The organism is Fontisphaera persica (genome assembly GCF_024832785.1).
GTDB classification, from domain to species: domain Bacteria; phylum Verrucomicrobiota; class Verrucomicrobiia; order Limisphaerales; family Fontisphaeraceae; genus Fontisphaera; species Fontisphaera persica.
The window spans coordinates 2,564,906-2,584,583 of the sequence record NZ_CP116615.1; the positions used below are offsets into that span (position 1 = coordinate 2,564,906).

General features: G+C 61.3%; 12 protein-coding genes and 1 tRNA gene. 6 read left to right on the forward strand and 7 right to left on the reverse strand.

The features are described 5' to 3' along the window. Positions 1–451 precede the first annotated feature (451 nt). The 6 genes from NXS98_RS09480 to NXS98_RS09505 all read right to left on the reverse strand — a co-directional run bounded on the left by NXS98_RS09480 (position 452) and on the right by NXS98_RS09505 (position 6,244). The gene (locus NXS98_RS09480) at positions 452–1,084 is read right to left on the reverse strand and encodes a hypothetical protein (protein WP_283844721.1); all 633 of its coding nucleotides are present in this window, start codon (positions 1,082–1,084) and stop codon (positions 452–454) included. Then, a complete protein-coding gene (locus tag NXS98_RS09485) occupies positions 1,063–1,575 on the reverse strand; it encodes a hypothetical protein (protein WP_283844722.1) in 513 nt (170 codons plus the stop codon). Before NXS98_RS09485 ends, NXS98_RS09480 begins: the two co-directional genes overlap by 22 nt. A gap of 271 nt (positions 1,576–1,846) precedes the next feature. Beyond that, positions 1,847–2,200, reverse strand: a complete 354-nt coding sequence (locus NXS98_RS09490) for a hypothetical protein (RefSeq protein WP_283844723.1) — start codon at positions 2,198–2,200, stop codon at positions 1,847–1,849. Between the two features lie 37 nt (positions 2,201–2,237). After that, positions 2,238–3,449 (reverse strand): RHS repeat-associated core domain-containing protein, encoded by a 1,212-nt coding sequence (locus NXS98_RS09495; protein WP_283844724.1) that lies wholly within the window; start codon positions 3,447–3,449, stop codon positions 2,238–2,240. 942 nt (positions 3,450–4,391) lie between these two features. Continuing rightward, positions 4,392–4,466 (reverse strand) — tRNA-Val (locus NXS98_RS09500). 143 nt (positions 4,467–4,609) lie between these two features. After that, positions 4,610–6,244, reverse strand: a complete 1,635-nt coding sequence (locus tag NXS98_RS09505; RefSeq protein ID WP_283844725.1) for a coiled-coil domain-containing protein — start codon at positions 6,242–6,244, stop codon at positions 4,610–4,612. 192 nt (positions 6,245–6,436) lie between these two features. Here NXS98_RS09505 and NXS98_RS09510 point away from each other — a divergent pair, with 192 nt between their 5' ends. From NXS98_RS09510 to NXS98_RS09530, 5 genes are all read left to right on the forward strand, one after another. Beyond that, positions 6,437–7,057 (forward strand): cobalamin B12-binding domain-containing protein, encoded by a 621-nt coding sequence (locus NXS98_RS09510; RefSeq protein ID WP_283844726.1) that lies wholly within the window; start codon positions 6,437–6,439, stop codon positions 7,055–7,057. A 24-nt stretch (positions 7,058–7,081) separates the two neighbouring features. After that, positions 7,082–7,963, forward strand: coding sequence for a homocysteine S-methyltransferase family protein (locus tag NXS98_RS09515; protein WP_283844727.1), 882 nt, complete (start codon positions 7,082–7,084; stop codon positions 7,961–7,963). Between the two features lie 46 nt (positions 7,964–8,009). Then, the gene (locus NXS98_RS09520) at positions 8,010–8,642 is read left to right on the forward strand and encodes a response regulator (protein ID WP_283844728.1); all 633 of its coding nucleotides are present in this window, start codon (positions 8,010–8,012) and stop codon (positions 8,640–8,642) included. Then, positions 8,639–9,388 carry a YdjY domain-containing protein gene (locus NXS98_RS09525; protein WP_283844729.1) on the forward strand — a complete coding sequence of 250 codons (750 nt, stop codon included), beginning with the start codon at positions 8,639–8,641 and terminating at the stop codon, positions 9,386–9,388. The genes NXS98_RS09520 and NXS98_RS09525 overlap by 4 nt, the downstream gene beginning before the upstream one ends. Positions 9,389–9,457: 69 nt before the next feature. After that, positions 9,458–10,624, forward strand: a complete 1,167-nt coding sequence (locus NXS98_RS09530) for a prenyltransferase/squalene oxidase repeat-containing protein (protein WP_283844730.1) — start codon at positions 9,458–9,460, stop codon at positions 10,622–10,624. A 27-nt stretch (positions 10,625–10,651) separates the two neighbouring features. Here the strand turns inward: NXS98_RS09530 and NXS98_RS09535 are convergent, their stop codons facing one another. Next, the gene (locus NXS98_RS09535; protein WP_283844731.1) at positions 10,652–10,915 is read right to left on the reverse strand and encodes a TM2 domain-containing protein; all 264 of its coding nucleotides are present in this window, start codon (positions 10,913–10,915) and stop codon (positions 10,652–10,654) included. A 223-nt stretch (positions 10,916–11,138) separates the two neighbouring features. Here NXS98_RS09535 and NXS98_RS09540 point away from each other — a divergent pair, with 223 nt between their 5' ends. Continuing rightward, positions 11,139–19,661 carry an immunoglobulin domain-containing protein gene (locus tag NXS98_RS09540; RefSeq protein ID WP_283844732.1) on the forward strand — a complete coding sequence of 2,841 codons (8,523 nt, stop codon included), beginning with the start codon at positions 11,139–11,141 and terminating at the stop codon, positions 19,659–19,661. The last annotated feature ends 17 nt before the right edge of the window (positions 19,662–19,678 follow it).

Consider the following 19,678-nt stretch of genomic DNA (forward strand, 5'->3'; position numbering starts at 1 on the left):
CGCCGAAGTCAACTCCAACCCCGCTCTCGCCCTCTATTCCCACGCCCTAAATCAAGTCTTCATGGCTCCATCCTCTCGTCGCCGCCGTTGTCCCTCTAAGCGGCGGCAGCTACTGCGGCTAAAGAGTCATCCTCCTCGTCAGCCCGGTGACCGGCACGGCCAGCCCCAGCACCGGGCCTGCCTGTCGGCAGACAGGCGTCTTGCCTGAACCACCCCATTGACCCCGCGTCAAGAGCTATCGTCCACGACCACGCCCCAAAAACCGCGCCTTGTAACCTCCGCATGAACGGCATCCAGGCGTTTACAGCTCATCGCCTTGTCAGGTGGCGTCCCGCAAAGCAGCGCCTTTGTCACCGGCCACAGTCTGGCAGCAGGCGCAGCAGGCCAATCCACTCCGGCACGGCCTCAGTGCCGCATGATCCCTTACACCACTTGGCGGGACACCGGCGGGTCAAGCCGCTGCCGCCAGTCGCTTTCTCACAGCTTCAATTGGCAATCGCTTCGCAGGCAAAGCCCCCTTTCGTTCGAGCAACGCATCGTCGAGAGTTTTCAACGCGTTGGGCTTGTCACCTTGAACGAATTGAATCGCGGCCAACACTGTGAGGCGTCCTTCCGGGCCAAGGCCAAACCAGTCCGCTGGAGTTGTGGATTCCACCTTGCGGCGAATCTCAGCTAGCCTGGAATGTTTCTCGACGAACGGAAGCGCGATGTCCGTGAGTTCGCGCGTTACCGTGTCCCGCAACTGCTCCAAGTCGTCTCTCGTATGGAACTGCCATTCGGCGAACCTCTTGTTCTCGCGCAGCAGGTGTAGCGGCGTCATCACGGTGGGAACAATCGGCTTGGCCTCCCCTTGGAGAAACGGTTCAAGGGACAGGAAGCGCAGCCCAACGTTACAACCAAAGCAACCCGGCCCTCGTGGGTCGAGCCTGCACGGAAACGAGAACAGAGCGGCAGCTTCGTTGACTGGCCGCGTGTAAATCAAGCGCTCCACTCGTTGAAAGCCAAGCGCTGAAACAACGCCCTGCACAAAGCCGTCGAGGAGCTGTTTTGCCGATTCGAGCGTCATGGGGCGGGTGCTGGCCACAGGATTTTGATGGTGTTGTTGATGGTAATTCCCGACTGCTCTCCCACTGACGTAGCACCATAGGTGTTGATCCATCGGTCAGCCGAGAACTGTTGGCGGGCAGCCCGATCAAACCGATTAAAAGCGCCAACTGAAGATTTGATTTCTACGCCTCCAATCAGGCCCTTTTGCGGGTTTTCCAGGATGACGGCCATCCGGCGAGCGCCAAACGGTGTATTGAACGTCACCTCGCGCCCCCTTACCAACATTCCGTTCGCTTGCGCTTGGGCTATGAAATCGTCAACAGCACGAACGCCTGCGATGCGATTGGCATTCGCTGTTCCCTTTGCGGCAAGGAATCCTGCCTCGGCAACCGGTGGGGCACGTGGAGCACCCGCAGTTTGGATGGTGGAAACCGGGCACACGTCATAGGCAGGGATTGTCGCCACTGTTCCGCCCGGATAGCTCAACGCTTGCGTCGTAGCGGGCGGAAACTCCGGGTCGTAAACCATGCACGACCAGCAACAGTCATCGTAGACAACTTTGGCGTTTACGGCCCGGCACTGCTCCCAGGCTGCGCTGGGCGGCATTCCTTGGTCCGGGACGCTGGACAGGGCAGGCAAAGCAAAGCCCAGCGTCTGGCTCAGGAGCCAGAGCGCCAACCATATCGTCTGCCTATGCCTTCTCATTCTCATCCTTTCAAGCGCCGGTGGCCGACCTTCCTCCGGCGCGGCCTGAGCGGTGCAAAATTCTTTCACACCTCTTGGCGGGACAGCCGCGTTGCTATTCTCCGCCACGCTCTTTCAGACCACGAAGCCCGAGCGATTTCAACAGCAGGGTTACGCCGAAATAGCCACACAACGCCAGCACTGCGCCGACCACTGCAAAGAAGATCAGCAGGAAGGCAGCGTAGGCGAAACTGGAATCGGACGGCGCTAGTGTTCTGTGTGAAGGATCAATCAGTCCGGCGAAAAACCGGCCAGTTTGTTCCACGCCGCCCAAGCCACTTTCCATGCAGCGACGGATAGGAGATGTGGCCGGCAAAGCACCGAGCACCCAAGGAGCAAACCAATCAACCGCAGCTCCAGCCACCGCTCCAGCAGCGGCAATGAGCAGGATTTTTGAGGGCGTTTTCATGTTTGAACGAGGGGCGAGTTGCGTCTGAGCACTCGGCTCATTCGACACCGTAGTATTTCTTGCACTTGCAGCCGCCGTTTGCCCGAACGTATTCGCGGAATTCGTTCAACGCTGAACTGCTCATTGAGTGGGTTAGCTGATAGCGTTTGTGGCCGCGTTCGTAATCCACCCAATCGCGAATATTCCCGCTCTTGTCAGCCACAAAGTGCAGAACCGAAAGCGTGGCACGTCCGTCAGGCGACCCCTTTGCGTCCAAGTCTGGGTCATCAGGAAAACCAGTCGTTCCTTTTGCCGGACTCATGGCGTTGTGAACGTCCTTTAGACTGCTAAAGCTGCCAAGGAGACGTTTGTTGTGGTCGCCATGTGCCACCCAGTCCTGGTAAGGATGCAGTCCTGTTCCGAGTTGCTTCGCGGCTGCGCTCGGGTCGTCGTTTCCCTTGGACGTCGTGCAAAGGTCTTTCGCCTTCTGAAGGTGCTCTTTGTATTTTGTCTTCCGCGTGTCCTCGCTGCCACCCATGCTGAGGCTGCGGTCAAAGTGATACTGCGTGCCTGGCTCGGTGATGTAGGAAGTTGAGCCAAATTTCTCGTCAACGGCCTCGTCGGCATCAGCAACCGCTTGGGCGGCATCGGCTGGGTAGCCAGCTTTCAAGGCCCACCGCCGTGTGGCGTCCCGGTGAATCCTTGTATCCCACAAACCAAGGTAGTCGTTGCCTCCAATTGGTTCGTTGCCCAGAAACGAGTAGCAGTTCATTCCGCCCATTTCTCCCATTGGGTCTCTACTTGGCCACCTGCCAGTGTGGGGATGGTAGTAACGGTGGCCGTAATAGTACAGGCCGGTTTCCCAGTCGTAGTATTTGGTGGAGAAGAGATGATGGAAGGTCTGGGCCAGGGGGCCGGTCGCGCGGAGGAGCTCGCCAAACGGGCCGTATTCGTATTGGGCAATCCATTGCTCTGTGGCCGCATTCGACGTGTGGAGGAATAATTTCCCTTCGGCGGGACGCCGAAGGGCACACGCCGGAGGCGTGTGCTCCCCGAGACCAATAACATCCGCCCACCCCCTATGAAAACCCCATGAAGCCGAAGCCGCCCCGTTCAGTGTTTCCGACAAATCCACTCCCCACACATGCGTGCGCACCGCACCCATTGTCCCATGCACTGCGGGACAATTCCCCTCTTCGACGATTGCCCACGCGCCTATGGCTTCATTCACCTGCATCTTGTGGCTGACCTCGAACCCAATATCCCCCAAAACCACCTCCCCTTCAAGCCCTCATTCGCCCCCAAATCGGCTTTTGGCTTGCCTCACCTAGGCCATAGGGGCGGTTTCGTAGCGCAAGGCGTACCCCATGTAGCGTAGGCGTCCTCGCCTGCGGGTGATACCTGCGTCCCGCAGGCCAATTCCCACCTTGCGATTCATGCACGCCTGCGTTACGGCGCATGAAAGATTAACGCACGGTTTGTTGTTTCCGAACGGGTCCGCTTGACCTTATCAGTTCTGCAATCACGGAGCCGGGAGGCTCCGTGAACCCGCAGGCGGGACGCCTGCGCTACGGGGAGACGCCTGCGCTACAGACCCTCACCTTGGCTTTCTGCTACGATGGGGTGGAGGGAAAAGGGGGCAGAGCGCGTGAAGGGGGGAGATTAACCACGAATGAACACGAATGGACACAAATTTTGAACAGAAGGAAACGAAGGGAACGAAGAGGGAGAAGAGGCCCCTATCCCTAGCTCTCTCCCGGGGGAGAGGGGAACTGTTAATGGGCGTTGTGGGATTTTCGCCCGCTTTTGCTGGCTGCAGGCCAAGATGAAGTTGAGGGAACGGTAGCCGCAGAAAAATAATTATTCATCCCTTGTCCTTGGCCTGCGAGTTTCAAGCCGAATACCGCCCCACGGGACGGGACGCCATACGTTATGGCTAATGCGAGATTGAGGTACGGATTGGTGCGTCCAGAGGCGTGTGTTTGACGACGGCAATTTTGCAATCACGGAGCCGGGAGGCTCCGTGAACCCGCAGGTGGGACGCCTGCGCTACATCGGGGACGCGTGCGCTACTTGACGCCCAGTAAGACCTTCACCCCCTGTGTCTTCGCGCCCTTGCGTCTTGGCGTTAATTAAAACCAAAAACTTCATCCCGCGCACCTGGTTCAACCCCCTTTTGCCCCTTGTTATTGGGGTTTTCGCGAAAAAAAGATGGTGCGCGCTGGAGGACTTGAACCTCCGACCTCTTCCGTGTGAAGGAAGCGCTCTTCCACTAAGCTAAGCGCGCACTCGGCAAACCCGGCGCTATCCTTGCGGGATGCGCCAGCAACCGTGGCCAAATTAGGAGCATGGCCCGCCGCTGGCAAGCATTTTTCTGCGCCGGTTTTTCTTGCCGTTGCGCCGATTTCGCCCTGGCCGGCCCGCCGCAAGTCACTTCACCCGGCGCTCCATTGCAGCAATTTTATTGCTCACCCAGCGGTTCTTATCCGTCACGGCCTGATACATTTTCAGGGCCTCTTTGAAGCGCGAGTTTTGCTCAAACTCCTGCGCCAGCACCAGCCGCGCCTGGTTGGCCTCCTTGTCATTCTTCGCCTGGTCCAGATTTTCCCGCAGCAGGGGGATGATGCGCTCCGGTTCATTGGCATTGCGATAAGCGGCAATGCAGCTTTGCACCAGCGCATCGGGGGTGAAAGGAGGTTTGCGGTTGGGGTCATTGGCCAGATGCCGGTAGGGCAGCACGTAGGCCTCGCCGATGCGCGCCGCCAGCCAGTAATTCTCCACCAGGTTGGGCGTGCTGCACAACACCCCCGCCTGCATGGCCATTTGCAGGCCCACCCGCTGTTGATTGGTATCGGCGCGGCTCATCAAGTCCTCCACCACCGTCAACATTTCTCCCATAATCACATACATCTCGCGGTAAGTCTTCGCCACGTTCAACCGCTGCCGGAATTGCGCGCTCAAATCCGCCTGTTGCGCCGCCAGCAAATTCTTCTGGGCCAGTAAATCTTTGCGCAAGGCGGCCCGGTCGGTGATTTGTTGCTGATATTTTTTGTCCAGCTCGGCCACCGCCGCCTGCCGGTCGGCCAGCGCCTTGCGCAGGGCCTCCATATCCGGCGCCAGGTTCAGAGCACTCAACCGGCCTGCCAAATCTTGTTCGCCCGTGGTGATGTCCAATCGCAACCGTTGGACGTTGGTCTCCAGCAGCCCCACGGAATTGACGCGCTGCTGGAGCCAGCGCAACGTGCGGTAAGCCCCGGCCACCGGCGCGATTTGCTTGTCATACTCGGCCTGCTTTTGCGCCAGTTGCTCCTCCACTGGTTTCAATTCCGCCGCGATGACGTTCAAGCTGTTTTGAATTTCCGCCATGCGATTGTTGGCCGCCGTCACATCCTCCGCGGTCAAGGCCACCTCATTCGTGCCCTGCATCCGTTTGCCGTCTTTGACCTCCTGTTGCAGTTGCGCCAGCTCACGCCGCAGCGGGGCTTGGGCGCGAGTTTTTTCGTCCACCTGTTTCTCCAGCGCATTGATTTCATCCCGCAAGGGCTGCAACGGTTTGACGACCGGGTCCACCACCGCCGCCAATGCGGCCAGCTCTGTTTGCATGGCGGCCAAATTGGTCAACACCCCCGCCGGCAAATTGGTTAACGCCGGCGGCACCCGCCGCAGCGTCATTTCCAAGTCTTGCACGCGGTTGCTCAAAACGCCCTTCCGGCGGTTGAGTTCCGCCAGCGTGGTCAGGGCGCGGTTGATTTGCTGAATTTCGGCGCGCAGGCGGTTGGCATTGGTCTCATAATCCCGCAACGCGCTGTCCATCTCTGCCAGCCGGGCTTCCAGTTTGGCCACTTCCTGGGCGAGATTCAGATTAAACTTCGTTTCAAACTTGGACTGGCCGGTTTGCTCCTTCAAATAACGCTTGATTTGGTACCGGGCATACCACGGCCGCGGCGGCCCGTGGAGCACATCATCCACCCACCACGCCACCCCGGCGCCCAGCAGCACCAGCAAAACCAGAATAATGAGCGCCTTGACGGAGACGCTACGCTGTTTCGGTTGTTGTCGCGCCATACTTTCAGCTTTCCAATGCTCTTTCCATTCCCCTGAACTTCAGCCCCATGGTCCCCAATGACACACACCCCCGCCCCGCCAACAGGTTGCCATGAAGTTGGACGCCTCCAGGCCGTGGAAGATTCATGGAATTGCGGATTTTGGCGCAAAAGAATGTTGGACAAAAAAAAGGGGTTGGGATTAGATGGGCTCATGCAAAATTTCCAACCGTTGTTTGATGCCATTGTCAGCGGCAACGCCGCGGAAGCCAGGACGCTGACACAAAAATACATCGCCGAAAACGTCAACCAGGAGCTGCTGGTCAAGGATTGCATCATCCCCGCCATGTCCGAAGTGGGCCGGCGTTTCGAGTGCAACGAATACTTTGTGCCGGAGCTGCTGCTGGCCAATCGGGCCATGAAGGAATGCATGAAGCTGCTCTCCAGCAGCGGCCCCAAAGTGGGCCGTGTCGTCATTGGCACCGTCAAAGGCGACCTGCACGACATCGGCAAAAACCTCGTCGCGGCCATGCTCGAAGGCGGCGGTTTCGAGGTGGTGGACCTCGGCGTCAACGTGGCGCCGGAAAAGTTCATCGAGGCGGTCAAAGCCAAAAATGCCCAAATCGTCGCCATGTCCGCCCTCCTCACCACCACCATGACCGCCATGCAGGCCACCATTGACGCCTTCAAACAAGCCGGCCTGCGCGACCAGGTGAAATTCCTCATCGGCGGCGCGCCCATTACCCAAAAATATGCCGATGAAATCGGCGCCGACGGCTACAGCGACAACGCCGTGGGCGCGGTCTCCCTGGCCCAAAAAGTACTGAGCCGCTGAGCCGTCCGGCGCACCGCCCCGCTCATGCATCCCACTCTGGCCGCACTGCTGGCGCATGGCCCCGTCCTCACCGACGGCGCCTGGGGCACCCAGTTGCAAGCCCGCGGCCTGCCCGTGGGGGATTTCCCGGATGCCTGGAATTTATCTCACCCCGATGCCGTGCGCGAAGTAGCGGCCGCCTACCTCGCCGCCGGCAGCCAACTCATCCTCACCAACACCTTCGGCGCCAACCGCCTCCGTCTCGCCGAAAACGGCCTGGCCGACCAGGTCCTCCTCATCAACCGCCGGGGCGTGGAATTATCGCGCCAAGCAGCCTCCGGCCGCGCCCGGGTGTTTGCCTCCATTGGCCCCACCGGCAAGCTGCTCATGAACGGCGATGTCACCGAAGCAGAATTGAGCGCGGCCTTTCAAGAGCAGGCTCAGGCCCTGGCTGAAGCCGGCGCCGATGGCCTGGTGATTGAAACCATGGCCGATTTGACCGAGGCCACCCTGGCCGTCCAGGCCGCCAAGGCCACCGGCCTGCCCGTCGTCGGCTGCATGGTGTTTGATTCCGGCAAGAACAAAGACCGCACCCTGATGGGCGTCACCCCTGAACAAGCCGCCACCGCCCTGGCCGAGGCCGGCGCCGATGTCGTGGGCGCCAACTGCGGGCAGGGCATCGCGGGCTTTGTCTCCATCTGCCAGCGAATGCGGGCCGTCACCGACCGCCCTTTGTGGATGAAAGCCAACGCCGGCCTGCCGGTGATGGAAGGCGGACGCACCGTGTACCACACCACCCCGGACGAGTTTGCCCGCTTTGCGCCGGAACTGGCACGCGCCGGGGCGGCATTCATTGGCGGCTGTTGCGGTACCAGCCCGGCCTTTATTCAAGCCTTGCGGGCAGCCCTGCCGCCGGCGGCCGGTTGAGTTGAGCCGCCGCCTGGGCCATGTTAGATTCACCCCAAAAGTAAACATGCGCCGGGTTTTAATTGTGGATGACCACGTGCTGACCCGCCTGGGCATGGTGCATTTCGTGCGCCATTGCTTCGGGCAGGTGGAAATCGGCGAAGCCGATAATGCCCAGACCGCCCTCCAACTGGCCCGGGAAACAGCCTGGGACTTAATCATCCTGGACATTGACCTCCCGGACCGCAGCGGCCTGGACATCCTCCCCGACTTGCGCCGCGCCCGACCCAAAACACCCATCCTCTTCGTCACCGGCCTGGTACAGGAAGATGTAGCCCTGCACGGCCTCAAAGGGGGCGCCTGCGGTTTTGTGGAAAAAGGCAGCTCCCCGGAGGAATTAAAACGCGCCCTGACCGCCGCCCTTAACGGCCAGCGTTACATCAGCGGCGGCATGCGCGAACGCCTGGCCTTTCATGCCATTGAACCCGAGGAATCCTCACCCCTCGACAAGCTGAGCGAACGCGAGTTCCAGGTGTTGCGCCAACTCGGCCAGGGACACACCCTTACGGAAATTGGGCACAACCTCTCGTTGAGCGTGAAAACCATCAGCACCTACCGCCAGCGATTGCTCGAAAAACTGAACCTGCGCACCACCGCCGATTTGGTGCGTTATGCCGTCCAAAAAGGGCTGGTGAAATGAAACCCGGCCTCCCCCTCACCGCCGCTCTCTGCCTATGGCTGCCAATAGCAGCACCGGCCCCGGCCCAAACCGGCCCCAAACCCCTGGCCAACCCGGTGCCCGTGAACCCCGCCGTTACCAATGTGGTGTTTCAGCGCCTGGACGACCATCGCTTCCAGGTGGGCCAGGTCATCCTCCACAAAACCAGCCGGACCGTCTCCTTCCCCGCCGTGGTCAACATGAACCAGGGTCTGGTGGAATACTTCTGCGTGGGCGTCCAGGGCAAAGTGCATGAAAGCGTGCTGCGCACCGAAGTGGAGCCTTACCACGTCCATGTGGCCATGCTCCTGCTGGGCGCCAAAGGCGCGCCTGCCGGCCAACTTAACGAAGATTACCGCAAACCCGTCCCCGGCGATGCCATCACCCTCACCGTAGCCTGGGAGGACAAGGGGAAAAAACAAGAGCGCCGGGCTGAAGAGCTGGTCTGGGATGTCGCCAATCAACGCCCCATGTCCCGCGGCCCCTGGACCTACAGCGGCTCTCGCGTGTTTGACGGCCTTTTTCTGGCCCAACGCGACCGCTCCTTTGTCGCCATCATCGGTGACATTGACGCGCTGGTGAACAATCCCCGCCCCCGGCGCGAGCGCGATGACAACTGGATGGTTAACACCAATACCTGCCCCCCGCTCGGCACCCCCGTGACCCTTACCTTCCAACTGGGCGCGACCGGCTCCCCCACCAACGCCCCGCCTCAATCCTCCCCTTAATCCTGGTCACGGCGCGGGCTGACAAAATCCTCATTGGCCCTGGCTGGCCTTTGTGATACGCTAACTTGTATGACAACCGTGGCATTGCGCACCTGGGCCAGCCGAATCGGCGGCGCCACCTTCGCCTGCTTGCTTTGCCTTCTTCCACTGGGACTTCAGGCCGCGGATGAGTCCTTCAAAAACGAAGTCCAAATGGCCATTGACCGCGGCCTGGCCTGGCTCCGCGCCGAGCAACATACCAACGGACACTGGTCCACCCCCGAGTTGCCCGCCCTCACCGCCATGAGCCTCCTTTGTTTCAAGGGCGACCCCGCCGGAAAATTTGCCTCCCCCGAACCCGAATTCCTCCAGCGCGGCTATCGGTTTCTGGTGGCCCAGGTCAAGGAAGACGGCGGCATCTATCATACCAACTACGCCACCTACAACACCGCCATCAGCATCCTGGCTCTCCTGGCCGCCAACCGCGCCGATTACCAGCCGGTCATCCTCAAAGCCCGCCGTTTCCTCGTCGGCCAGCAAAACGACCTGGGCGAACCCGGCAAAATAGACACCCCCTTTGACGGCGGCATCGGCTACGGCACGCGCTACCGCCATAGCGACATGGGCAACACTCTCTATGCCTTGGAAGCCATCTATTATAGCCGCCATCTGGTGCGGGACAGCGGCAGCAAAGAGCCGGATTTGAATTATGAGGCCGCCATTGCCTTCCTGCAAAATTGTCAAAACCTGCCCACCGTCAACCGCCAGCCCTGGGTCTCAGATGACCCACGTGACCGGGGCGGCTTCGTCTATTATCCCGGTCACAGCATGGCCGGCGGCGTGACCAACTCCCAAACCGGCAAAGTCAGCCTCCGTTCTTACGGCAGCATCAGCTACGCCGGCATGCTGAGTTACCTCTATGCCCAACTTAAAAAAGACGACCCCCGCGTCAAGGCTGTCTTCCAATGGCTCCAGGAAAATTACACCCTCGAAGAAAACCCCGGCATGGGCCCCGAGGGCCTCTATTTCTACTACCACACCATGGCCAAAGCCTTAACCGTGGGGGAAGTGGATGCTTTGCACTTGAAAGATGGGCGTATCGTGCCGTGGGCCAGAGCTTTGGCCATGCGCCTGCTGGACCGCCAGCAACGCAACGGCTCGTGGGTCAATGAGAGCAACCGCTGGATGGAGCGCGACCCCGTGCTCGTCACCTGCTACGCACTCATGGCTTTGGAAATGATTCACCGCCGACTCTGACCCGGCAGCGCCATGAGCCCCCGCCTGTTAGTCCTTCACCAAATCCCGCCCTTGGGCGTCCTTCATCTTGCCGGTGGCAATCATGATGACGTCATAGAGGTACCAGATGAAGAAGCCACCGCACGTCACGAGTTTAAGGATGCCCAAACCCGTGTAGCCCAGATAGAAGCGGTCCACACCAAGGCCACCCACCAAGATGGATAACAAGAGGGCCACCAGCCACTTTTTACCTTCAGGTGAGGGAGGGGTCACCGGCGCCGTGGGAGGTTGAGTTGCTTCGCCGTTGCTCATAGAACTTCCTTTGGGTGTGGTTTTGATGATTGATTTGAGTTGCCATGCCTGGCCCAAGCCAAGCATGCCCTGCATGCTACCGGCTCTTGCGGCGCCGTCAATGCAAAAGCTCCCTGCCCAGCCCAGACACCTGCCCTGCAAATTATCGCCTAATAAATTTTTTGCTGGCGTCTGTTTTAAGTTGGTGTTAACGATAACGTAACATCAGCAACCCAGCAAAACTATGCAATCCATGGCGCGTTTCTGCTTTGGCGTGGCCAGGTGGTTGACTCTGGCCTCCTTCATGACAACCCTCATCCAGGCCCAAACTCCTCCCCCACTTATCACGGAGTTTATGGCCATCAACAACAACACCCTCGCCGACGAGGACAACGACCATCCCGACTGGATTGAAATCTACAACCCCGGCGACTCACCGGTGAACCTGGCCGGATGGAGCCTCACCGACCAGGCCAACAACCTGCGGCGGTGGGTTTTTCCCGCCACCAACATTGAACCGCGCAGTTTCATGATTGTTTTCGCGTCCGGTAAAAACCGTGCCACGCCGGGCGCGCCGTTGCATGCCAACTTCAATTTGAGTGGCGATGGTGAATATCTGGCCCTGGTGGACCCCACGGGAACCATCGTCTCCCAGTTTGCCCCGCGCTTCCCGCTCCAAAACCCAGACATTTCTTACGGCCAAGGCCAGGTGGTAACTTTGCTGAGCGCCAGTGCCCCGGCCAAAGTGCTCGTCCCCAACGCCGAACCACCCGCCAACTGGATGAACCTGGGCTTTGATGACAGTGCCTGGCAGTCCGGCGTGAACGGCGTGGGCTTCCAATACGTGGTGCCGGGCTTTGCCGTGCGCAACTATAAGGCCGCCGGCAGCTTCCAGGTGGGCGGGCTGGATGTCGCCTTCCAAGTCATCACCAATCCCACCCTCCAAGCCTGGGTCAATACCACCATCAGCCCTCTCATCAACTTCCTAAACACTGGCGGCTCAGGCAATTTTACCAATGACCTGACCTTCCCCGGCCTGGTCATCAATACCGATACCGAAGATTTTGTGGTAGATGCCACCGGCCTGATTACCATACCCGGCCCCGGCCCTTACACCTTTGGCGTCAACAGCGATGACGGCTTCATCCTTCAAATCGGACCATTCCAAATGTCCTACCCCGCCCCACGCGGTCCGGCGGACACCCTCGCCACCTTCAATTTCCCCGCCGGCGGCAAGTATCCCATGCGCCTGGTGTTTTACGAGCGTGGCGGCGGTTCAGAACTCGAGCTTTTCGCCGCCCAGGGCACCTACGCCTCCTTTAACGCCAGCGTCTTCCGCCTGGTGGGCGACACCGCCAACGGCGGCCTGGCCGCCGAAACCCCGCCCCTGACCAGCGACACCTTGGAAGGCTACTATGACCATCTCCGCACCGACCTCGCCACTCCCATGCTCAACCAGCGTTCCTCCGCCTATGTGCGCCTGCCTTTCCAGGTGGACAGCCCCTCGGCCGTGGAATCGCTCAGCCTGCGCCTCCGCTACGATGACGGCTGCATTGTCTATCTCAACGGCGTTGAAGTTTACCGCGCCAATGCCCCCGCAGTGCCCGCTTGGAACGCCACCGCCACCGCCAGCCACTCGGCGGCCGTGGTGGAAGTGATTGATTTGAATGATTACCGCGCTGCCTTGAATGCCGGCGAAAACGTGCTGGCCATTCAGGGCTTCAACCTCTCCGCCGCCAACACCGATTTCCTGCTCGAAGCCGAGCTGGTGGACTTCCGCGTGCAAAACCAGACCCCGGGCTTCATTTCCCCGCCCACCCCCGGCGCACCGAATCAGCCCGGCCTTCCCGTGCAGGCGCCGCCGGCGTTGTACACCATCGCCAGCGGGGTGTACACCAACGCCGTCCTGCAATTGGAGTTGTACTCCCTGCTGCCGGGCGCGCAAATCCGTTATACCCTGAACGGCGCGTCCGTCACCGATACCTCGCCGCTTTACACCAACGGCCAGCCGCTGCTCATCAGCAATTCCGCCATCGTCTCCACCAAAGTCTTTGCGCCTGGCTATTTCCCCAGCCGCCAGATTTCTCAATATTACACCCTCCTCGAACCCACCGTGTTCAGCTTTAATTCCCCGCTGCCGGTGGTGGTGCTGGACACCTTCAATCAAAACATCATCCCGGACATGAACCCCCGGGCCACCTGCATCATTACCGTCTTTGACAACTCCCCCACCAACCGCCGCACCACCCTCCTCAGCCGCCCTGACTTCCAGGGCCGCGTCGGCGTGGAAGGACGCGGCCAGACCTCCTGGTCTTTCCCCGACACCGATGGCCGGCACAAAAAGCCTTACAACCTCGAAATCTGGGATGAAGACAACGGCGACCGCCGGGTGTCTTTCCTGAATTTCCCGGAAGGCTCCGACTTCGCCCTCATCAACGTCTATAACGACAAAACCTTCCTCAACGATTTCCTGGCCTATGAGCTTTTTGAAAAAATGGGGCACTACTCCGTCCGCCGCCGCTTTGTGGAAGTCTATTGGAACGGCACTCCCCCCGAAGGCACTGCCGACCGCTCCGGCAAAGTCGGTAACAACGATTATGTGGGCGTCTATCTCCTCGTCGAAAAAATCCGCCAGGACCCCAACCGCGTGGACATTGACCCGCCGCAATCCGGCGCTCCCGGCGACCCCATCACCGGCGGCTTCATTTTCAAGAAGGACAAGGCCAGCCCAGGGGATGTGCTGTTCTATACCACCAGCGGCCAGGATATCCGCATCCACGAACCGCGTCCCGACCAAATCACCGCCACCCAGCTTGCCTGGTTGCAAAACCACCTGAACGAAATGGAGGCCGCGCTTTACGGGCCTGCCTGGCGTGACCGCACCATCGGTTACCGCAAATACATTGATGTGGACTCCTTTGTGGACAATCACTGGATTGTGGAATTCACCAAGCAGATTGATGGCTACCGCCTCAGCAATTACATGCAGAAAGGCCGCACCGGCAAAATCAAAATGGAACCCATCTGGGACTGGAACCTCAGCTTTGGCAACGCCAACTACCTCGACGGCGGACGCACCAATAACTGGTACTACCCCTTGATTAGCACCACCGAGCACATCTGGCTGCGCCGGCTCATCAGCGAACCCGGCGACCCTGATTTCCAGCAGGCCATCGCCGACCGCTGGGCCGAATTGGCCGCCGACGTTTTCAACCTCACCAACGTCCTGGCCCGCGTGGATGAACTCTCTGCTTATCTTTCCGAGGCCATCGCCCGCGATTTGGCCCGCTGGCCGCGGCTGGCCCGCTACCTCTGGCCCAACCCCAACGGCGCGTCCGGCGGCTGGCATGTGGACTACCAAAATCCGGGCACCCACGCCGCCATCATCGCCCAGATGAAAACTTGGATAACCGGGCGCTTCAATTGGATTGACCAGCAATTTGTCAAACCGCCCACTCTCAGCCGGCGCTTCGGCCCCGCCAACGCCCCCCTCGTCATGTCCGCCCCGGCCGGCAGCATTTATTACACCCTCAACGGCGCCGACCCGCGCCTCCCCGGCGGCGCGGTGTCCCCGCAAGCCCTCGTCTATACCAATAGCATCATCCCGCCGGACAACTCCCGCATCGTGGCCCGCGCCTGGTTGAGCAACCAATGGAGCGCGCCCGTATCCGCTCAATTCGGCGCCAGCACACCTTCGCTGGTGATTTCCGAAATCATGTTCAATCCCGCTCCCTCCAACGACCCGCGCTTCGACCAGCAGGACTTCGAATTCATCGAGCTGCTGAACACGGGCAGCGTCACCCAGGATTTGACGGGGCTGCTCCTTTCCGGCGGCGTGGACTTCCGTTTCCCCATGGGCGACCTCGTCCCGGCGGGTTCCTCCACGCTCCAGGACTTTGATGCTCAAGGCACCCCCTACACCAGCTCCACCCTCGGCCAGGGCGGCGGCGCCGTCGTCACCGCGGGTGGCCCGGCAGGCCAGTTTATCCGCCTTGCCACCGCCAACACCGGCACCAATCGCAACCGCATCGCCTTCGACCGCACCCTCGACGGCGTCTATGGCCGCCTCGTCGCTGAAGTGGATTTCCGCGGTGTCAACAGCTCGCCGCCGCTGGTGGGCGGCACGCCCACGGTGGCCAACTTCGATGCCGCCGGCACCACCTACAGCATCTCCGGCACAGCCGCCACCGCCACCGACGGCGGCCCCTACGGAACCTTCATGCGCCTGACTCCCGCAGTCAACAGCCTCAACAATGGCATCTTCTTCAACCGCTCCGCCGCGGGCACCTTCACCAACATCACCGCCACTTTCGACTTCCGCCTCACGCCCGGCACCGGCCGCGCGGACGGCCTGGGCGTGGCATTTTTGAACACCGCCAACTTCGGCACTTCCGGCAACGTGGCCGTGTTCAGCGAGGAAGCCAACCTGGCCAACACGCTGGCCTTCGGGTTTGACATCTACAACAACGGCGCCCCCGCCGACCCGAACAACAACCACGTCTCCATCCACTGGAACGGCGCCCTGGTGTCCGGCGGCGTGGCCACCCCCACCTTGAATCTGGCCTCCGGCCAGTTCCATCGCGCGGAAATCACCCTCCGCTTCTCTGGGGGCTCTGTCTTCGTCACCGTGCGCATCACGCCCAACATCTTCGGCACCCCCGGCACGCCGGAGACCCTCTTCAACAACTTCCAGGTGGCCGGCGTCAACCCTTATGAAATGCGCCTGGGCATCTGCGCCCGCACCGGTGGCGAAAATGCCGCGCAGGACGTGGACAACATCAATGTCGAATTCGGCGTTGTCCCGCCCGCTCCGGGCGGTCTGTCCCTCGTCCTCCTGCCCGCCTCGGTCTTTGGCGCCAATGGCCCCGGCAGCACCTTATCCCACTACACCAATGAACCCACCCTGGCCTCCGGCCTGGCGCTGGATTTGGTCATGGGCAACGTGGCCTCGCAGAACAGCGCCGACATCTATTACCAGGGCCGCCTCCTCACCAGCGCCCTCATCAGCTCCAATGCCGTTGAGCTGGACAACGGCCAGTTTCACCGCGCCCGCCTCGAATTGGTGCGCAACCTCGAAGGCGCGCGCCTCAATTTGACCATTGTCCCTAACAGCCTCGGCACACCCGGCGCGCCCATTACAGTGCTGACCAATGTACAAATTGACGGTCTCCTGCCCCAGGACTACCGCCTGGAGCTGGCCGGCCGCAACGGCGCCCAGATTCTTCAAGTGGACGCCGATAACGTGCGCGTGGATTATTTCCGCAACACCCCGCTCTTACTGGGGCCGGGTGAGCGCATCCTCCTGGTGAAAAACCGCGCCGCCTTTGAGTCCCGCTACGGCACCGGCTTCCGCATCGCCGGCGAATTCGAACGCAACCTGGCCAACAACAACGAACGCCTCAACCTGGCCGGTGCGCTGGGCGAACCCATCTTCTCCGTCCGTTACGAAGATTGGTATCGCCTCGCGGATGGCGCCGGCTTCTCCCTCGTCCTCGCTGGCAACACCATGCCCGACAACGACCCCGCAGGCTGGCGCGTCAGCTCCCAATACGGCGGCTCGCCCGGCGCGGCGGACGCGGCCCCGCCCACCTTTGTCCCCGTGGTGGTCAATGAAGTCCTTTCCCGTCCCCAGCCCCCGCTGGTGGACGCTGTGGAGCTGCACAACCCCAATCCCGTGCCCGCCGACATCAGCTTCTGGTGGCTGACCGATAACTTCAATCAGCCCTACAAGTACCAATTCCCCTCCAACACCATCATCCCGCCCGGCGGCTTCCTCGTGGTCACCGAAGCCGAGTTCAACCGCCCCGGCGATCCGCGCGGCTTCGCCTTCCGCGGCGAGGGCGAGGAAGTCTATATCTTCAGTGCCAACGCCAACGGACAACTTACCGGTTACTATCATGGATTTGATTTTGGGGCCTCCGACCTTAATGTGTCCTTTGGCCGCCATGTCATCAGCAACGGCAATGACCACCTGACGCCGCAACGCAGCATGACCTTCGACGCCACCAACAGCGGCCCCATCATTGGCCCCGTGGTCATCAGCGAGGTCATGTATCACCCGCCCGATTATCCCGACGGAAGCGACAATAAAGAAATGGAGTTCATCGAGTTGCAAAACATCACCGACGCCCCCGTCTGGCTTTTCAACCCCGTCTATCCCTCTTTCACCTGGCACTTGCGCGACGCCGTGGATTACGAATTCCCCTCCGGTGTGGTTCTGCCGCCACAGGGCCGCCTCCTGGTGGTCAGCTTCAACCCTGCCACCGAGTACGTGCTGCTCGAGCAATTCCGCAACTTCTACCGCGTGCCTCCAGATGTCCCCATCTTTGGGCCGTACATGGGCAAATTGGATAATTCCCAAGACAGCGTCGAGTTAACCCGCCCCGGCCCGCTGGACGCCACCACCGGCCAGCCCGACCGCATCCTGGTGGACAAAGTGCGGTACTCAGACAATCCGCCCTGGCCGCAAGCCGCCGACAGCGCCGGCTTCTCCCTCCACCGCCTGAACGTGGCCGCCTACGGAAACGACCCCGCCAACTGGACGGCCGGCCCGCCCACCGCAGGCCGCGGTTTCGCCCCGGGCACTGCCCCCATCATCACGCAATCGCCCTCCGACCTGACCGTCTGGATGCATGAGACAGCAACGCTCCAGGTCAGCGCCACCGGCGACGGCCCGCTGCAATACCACTGGCGCTTCAACGGCAATCCCCTGCCCGGCGCCACCAACGCCGTCCTCGTGCTGCCCAACGTGCAGCTCGCCCAGGCCGGGACTTACCAGGCCGTGGTGCTTGGCCCGGGTGGCTTCGCCGAAAGCGCCCCGGCGCGCCTCACCGTCTGGCAGGCGGTATCCTTTGTGGCCCAGCCACGCGGCGCAGTGCTCCTGGCGGGCACCAACTACACCCTCACGGCTCAGGCCACCGGCAACGGCCCCGTGGCTTATCAATGGCAGCTTAACGGCACCAACCTCCCCGGCGCCACCGGCTCCACGCTGACGTTGACCAATGCGCAAGTGCCGCAATCCGGGCAGTATCGCGTGCTGGCCACCGACGGCTTGGGCACCGTGCCCAGCGCGCCAGCCAACGTCCAGGTGGCCACCACTCCGACCGTCACCCTCGTGCCCACCGGCCAGGTGGTCCGCGTCGGTGGCACGCTCAGCATCACTGCGGGCTTCTCCGGCTCGGACCCCAGAGGCTTCGTCTGGAATCGCAACGGCGTGGACATCACCCGATTGGGCGAGGTGGGCACCAACCTCGTCATCAACAATGTGCAGCTCTTCGAGGGCGGCCTCTACCGCTGCGGCGTGACCAACCTCGTCCGCACCAACCCGCTCTTCCATGCCTTTGTGGCAATGGTGGTGGTGGACCCGCCCACGGATAAAACCGCCCATGTGGGCGGCACGGCGGTGCTCACCGCCAGTGCCAACCCCGTCGGCAACGCCCGTTTCCAATGGCAGCTTAATGGCACCAATCTCCCCGGCAAAACTACCGGCACCTTGGTGCTCACCAATGTGCAAACGGCGAACGCCGGCACTTACACCGTCCTGGTGACCAATTCCATGAACGCCGCCGCCTTTGCCGCCTACTCCTGCCAGCTCACCGTCGTGGACCAACCGGCGCCGCCTTCCATCACCCAGCAACCCCTGAGCGTGCTCACCAATCTCGGCGCACATGTCGCCTTTAATGTCGGCGCAAGCGGCACGGAAATCCTCTATTACCAGTGGTGGTTCAACCAAACCAACCGCCTGGCCACCGGCACCAATGCCTTCCTCATCCTGACCAATATCTCCTCCGCCCAGCTCGGTGAATACCGCGTCGTGGTCTCCAATCACTCCGGCGTGGTGACCAGCGAGGCCGCCTTCCTCGAAGCCCCCCTGCCGCCCGCGCTGGTGGCCGGGCCGGCCAGCACCCAGGTCCTTGCTGGGGCTCAGGCAGCCTTTGAGGTCACCGCCACCGGCACCGCGCCGCTCGCCTATCAATGGTACGGCCCCCTCTTTACCCCCATCCCGGGCGCTACCAACAGCACCCTCCTCCTGCCTGCGGCACAAGCCAGCAGCGTGGGTGACTACCGCGTCATCGTCAGCAACGCCTTTGGCGTGGTCACCAGCGGCGTGGCTTGGCTCACCCTCCTGCTGCCGCCCAGCTTGGTCCTGCAACCGCAGGACCTCACCCTCACCCCCGGCCAGACCGCCCGCTTCTTTGCCGTCGCCAGCGGCCAGGCCCCACTCGCCTTCCAGTGGTGGAAGGCGCCGGATATTCTGCTGCCCGGCCAAACCAACTCCGTGCTGGTCATCTCCAATGCCCAGCCCGCCGATGCCGGCGCTTATTTCCTGACCATCACCAACATGGCCGGCACCTTCATCAGCCGCCTGGCCTCGCTCACCATCAGTGAAGGCACGATGGACGCCGACCAGGACGGCCTGCCGGATGACTGGGAGCGCGAAAACGGTCTGACTGTTGGCACGAACGATGCCGGTCTGGATTCTGACGGTGACGGCCACACCAACCTCCAGGAATTCCTGGCCGGCACCAACCCGCAAGACCCGCGCAGCGTACTCGCCCTCCAAGCCGTCGTGGTCGAAGGCCAGCCCGTCCTCCAATTCATCGCCGTCTCCAACCGGGCCTACCGCCTGGAATTCAAGGATGCTCTGGGCCAGCCCGCCTGGCAGCTCCTGACCAATCTGCCGCCGGAACCTTCCAACCGCCCGGCGCTCTTGACTGACCCCAACCCCTCTCGCACCAACCGATTCTACCGCCTCTACATCCCATAAACCGCCACCTCCGGGGG

Excerpts from the sequence above, each read along its gene's own strand:
- NXS98_RS09515 (WP_283844727.1), top strand. The coding sequence starts at position 7,082 with ATGCATCCCACTCTGGCCGCACTGCTGGCGCATGGCCCCGTCCTCACC.
- NXS98_RS09525 (WP_283844729.1), top strand. The coding sequence starts at position 8,639 with ATGAAACCCGGCCTCCCCCTCACCGCCGCTCTCTGCCTATGGCTGCCA.
- NXS98_RS09485 (WP_283844722.1), bottom strand. The coding sequence starts at position 1,575 with ATGGTTTACGACCCGGAGTTTCCGCCCGCTACGACGCAAGCGTTGAGC.
- NXS98_RS09490 (WP_283844723.1), bottom strand. The coding sequence starts at position 2,200 with ATGAAAACGCCCTCAAAAATCCTGCTCATTGCCGCTGCTGGAGCGGTG.
- NXS98_RS09530 (WP_283844730.1), top strand. The coding sequence starts at position 9,458 with ATGACAACCGTGGCATTGCGCACCTGGGCCAGCCGAATCGGCGGCGCC.
- NXS98_RS09520 (WP_283844728.1), top strand. The coding sequence starts at position 8,010 with ATGCGCCGGGTTTTAATTGTGGATGACCACGTGCTGACCCGCCTGGGC.
- NXS98_RS09535 (WP_283844731.1), bottom strand. The coding sequence starts at position 10,915 with ATGAGCAACGGCGAAGCAACTCAACCTCCCACGGCGCCGGTGACCCCT.
- NXS98_RS09510 (WP_283844726.1), top strand. The coding sequence starts at position 6,437 with ATGCAAAATTTCCAACCGTTGTTTGATGCCATTGTCAGCGGCAACGCC.
- NXS98_RS09540 (WP_283844732.1), top strand. The coding sequence starts at position 11,139 with ATGCAATCCATGGCGCGTTTCTGCTTTGGCGTGGCCAGGTGGTTGACT.
- NXS98_RS09505 (WP_283844725.1), bottom strand. The coding sequence starts at position 6,244 with ATGGCGCGACAACAACCGAAACAGCGTAGCGTCTCCGTCAAGGCGCTC.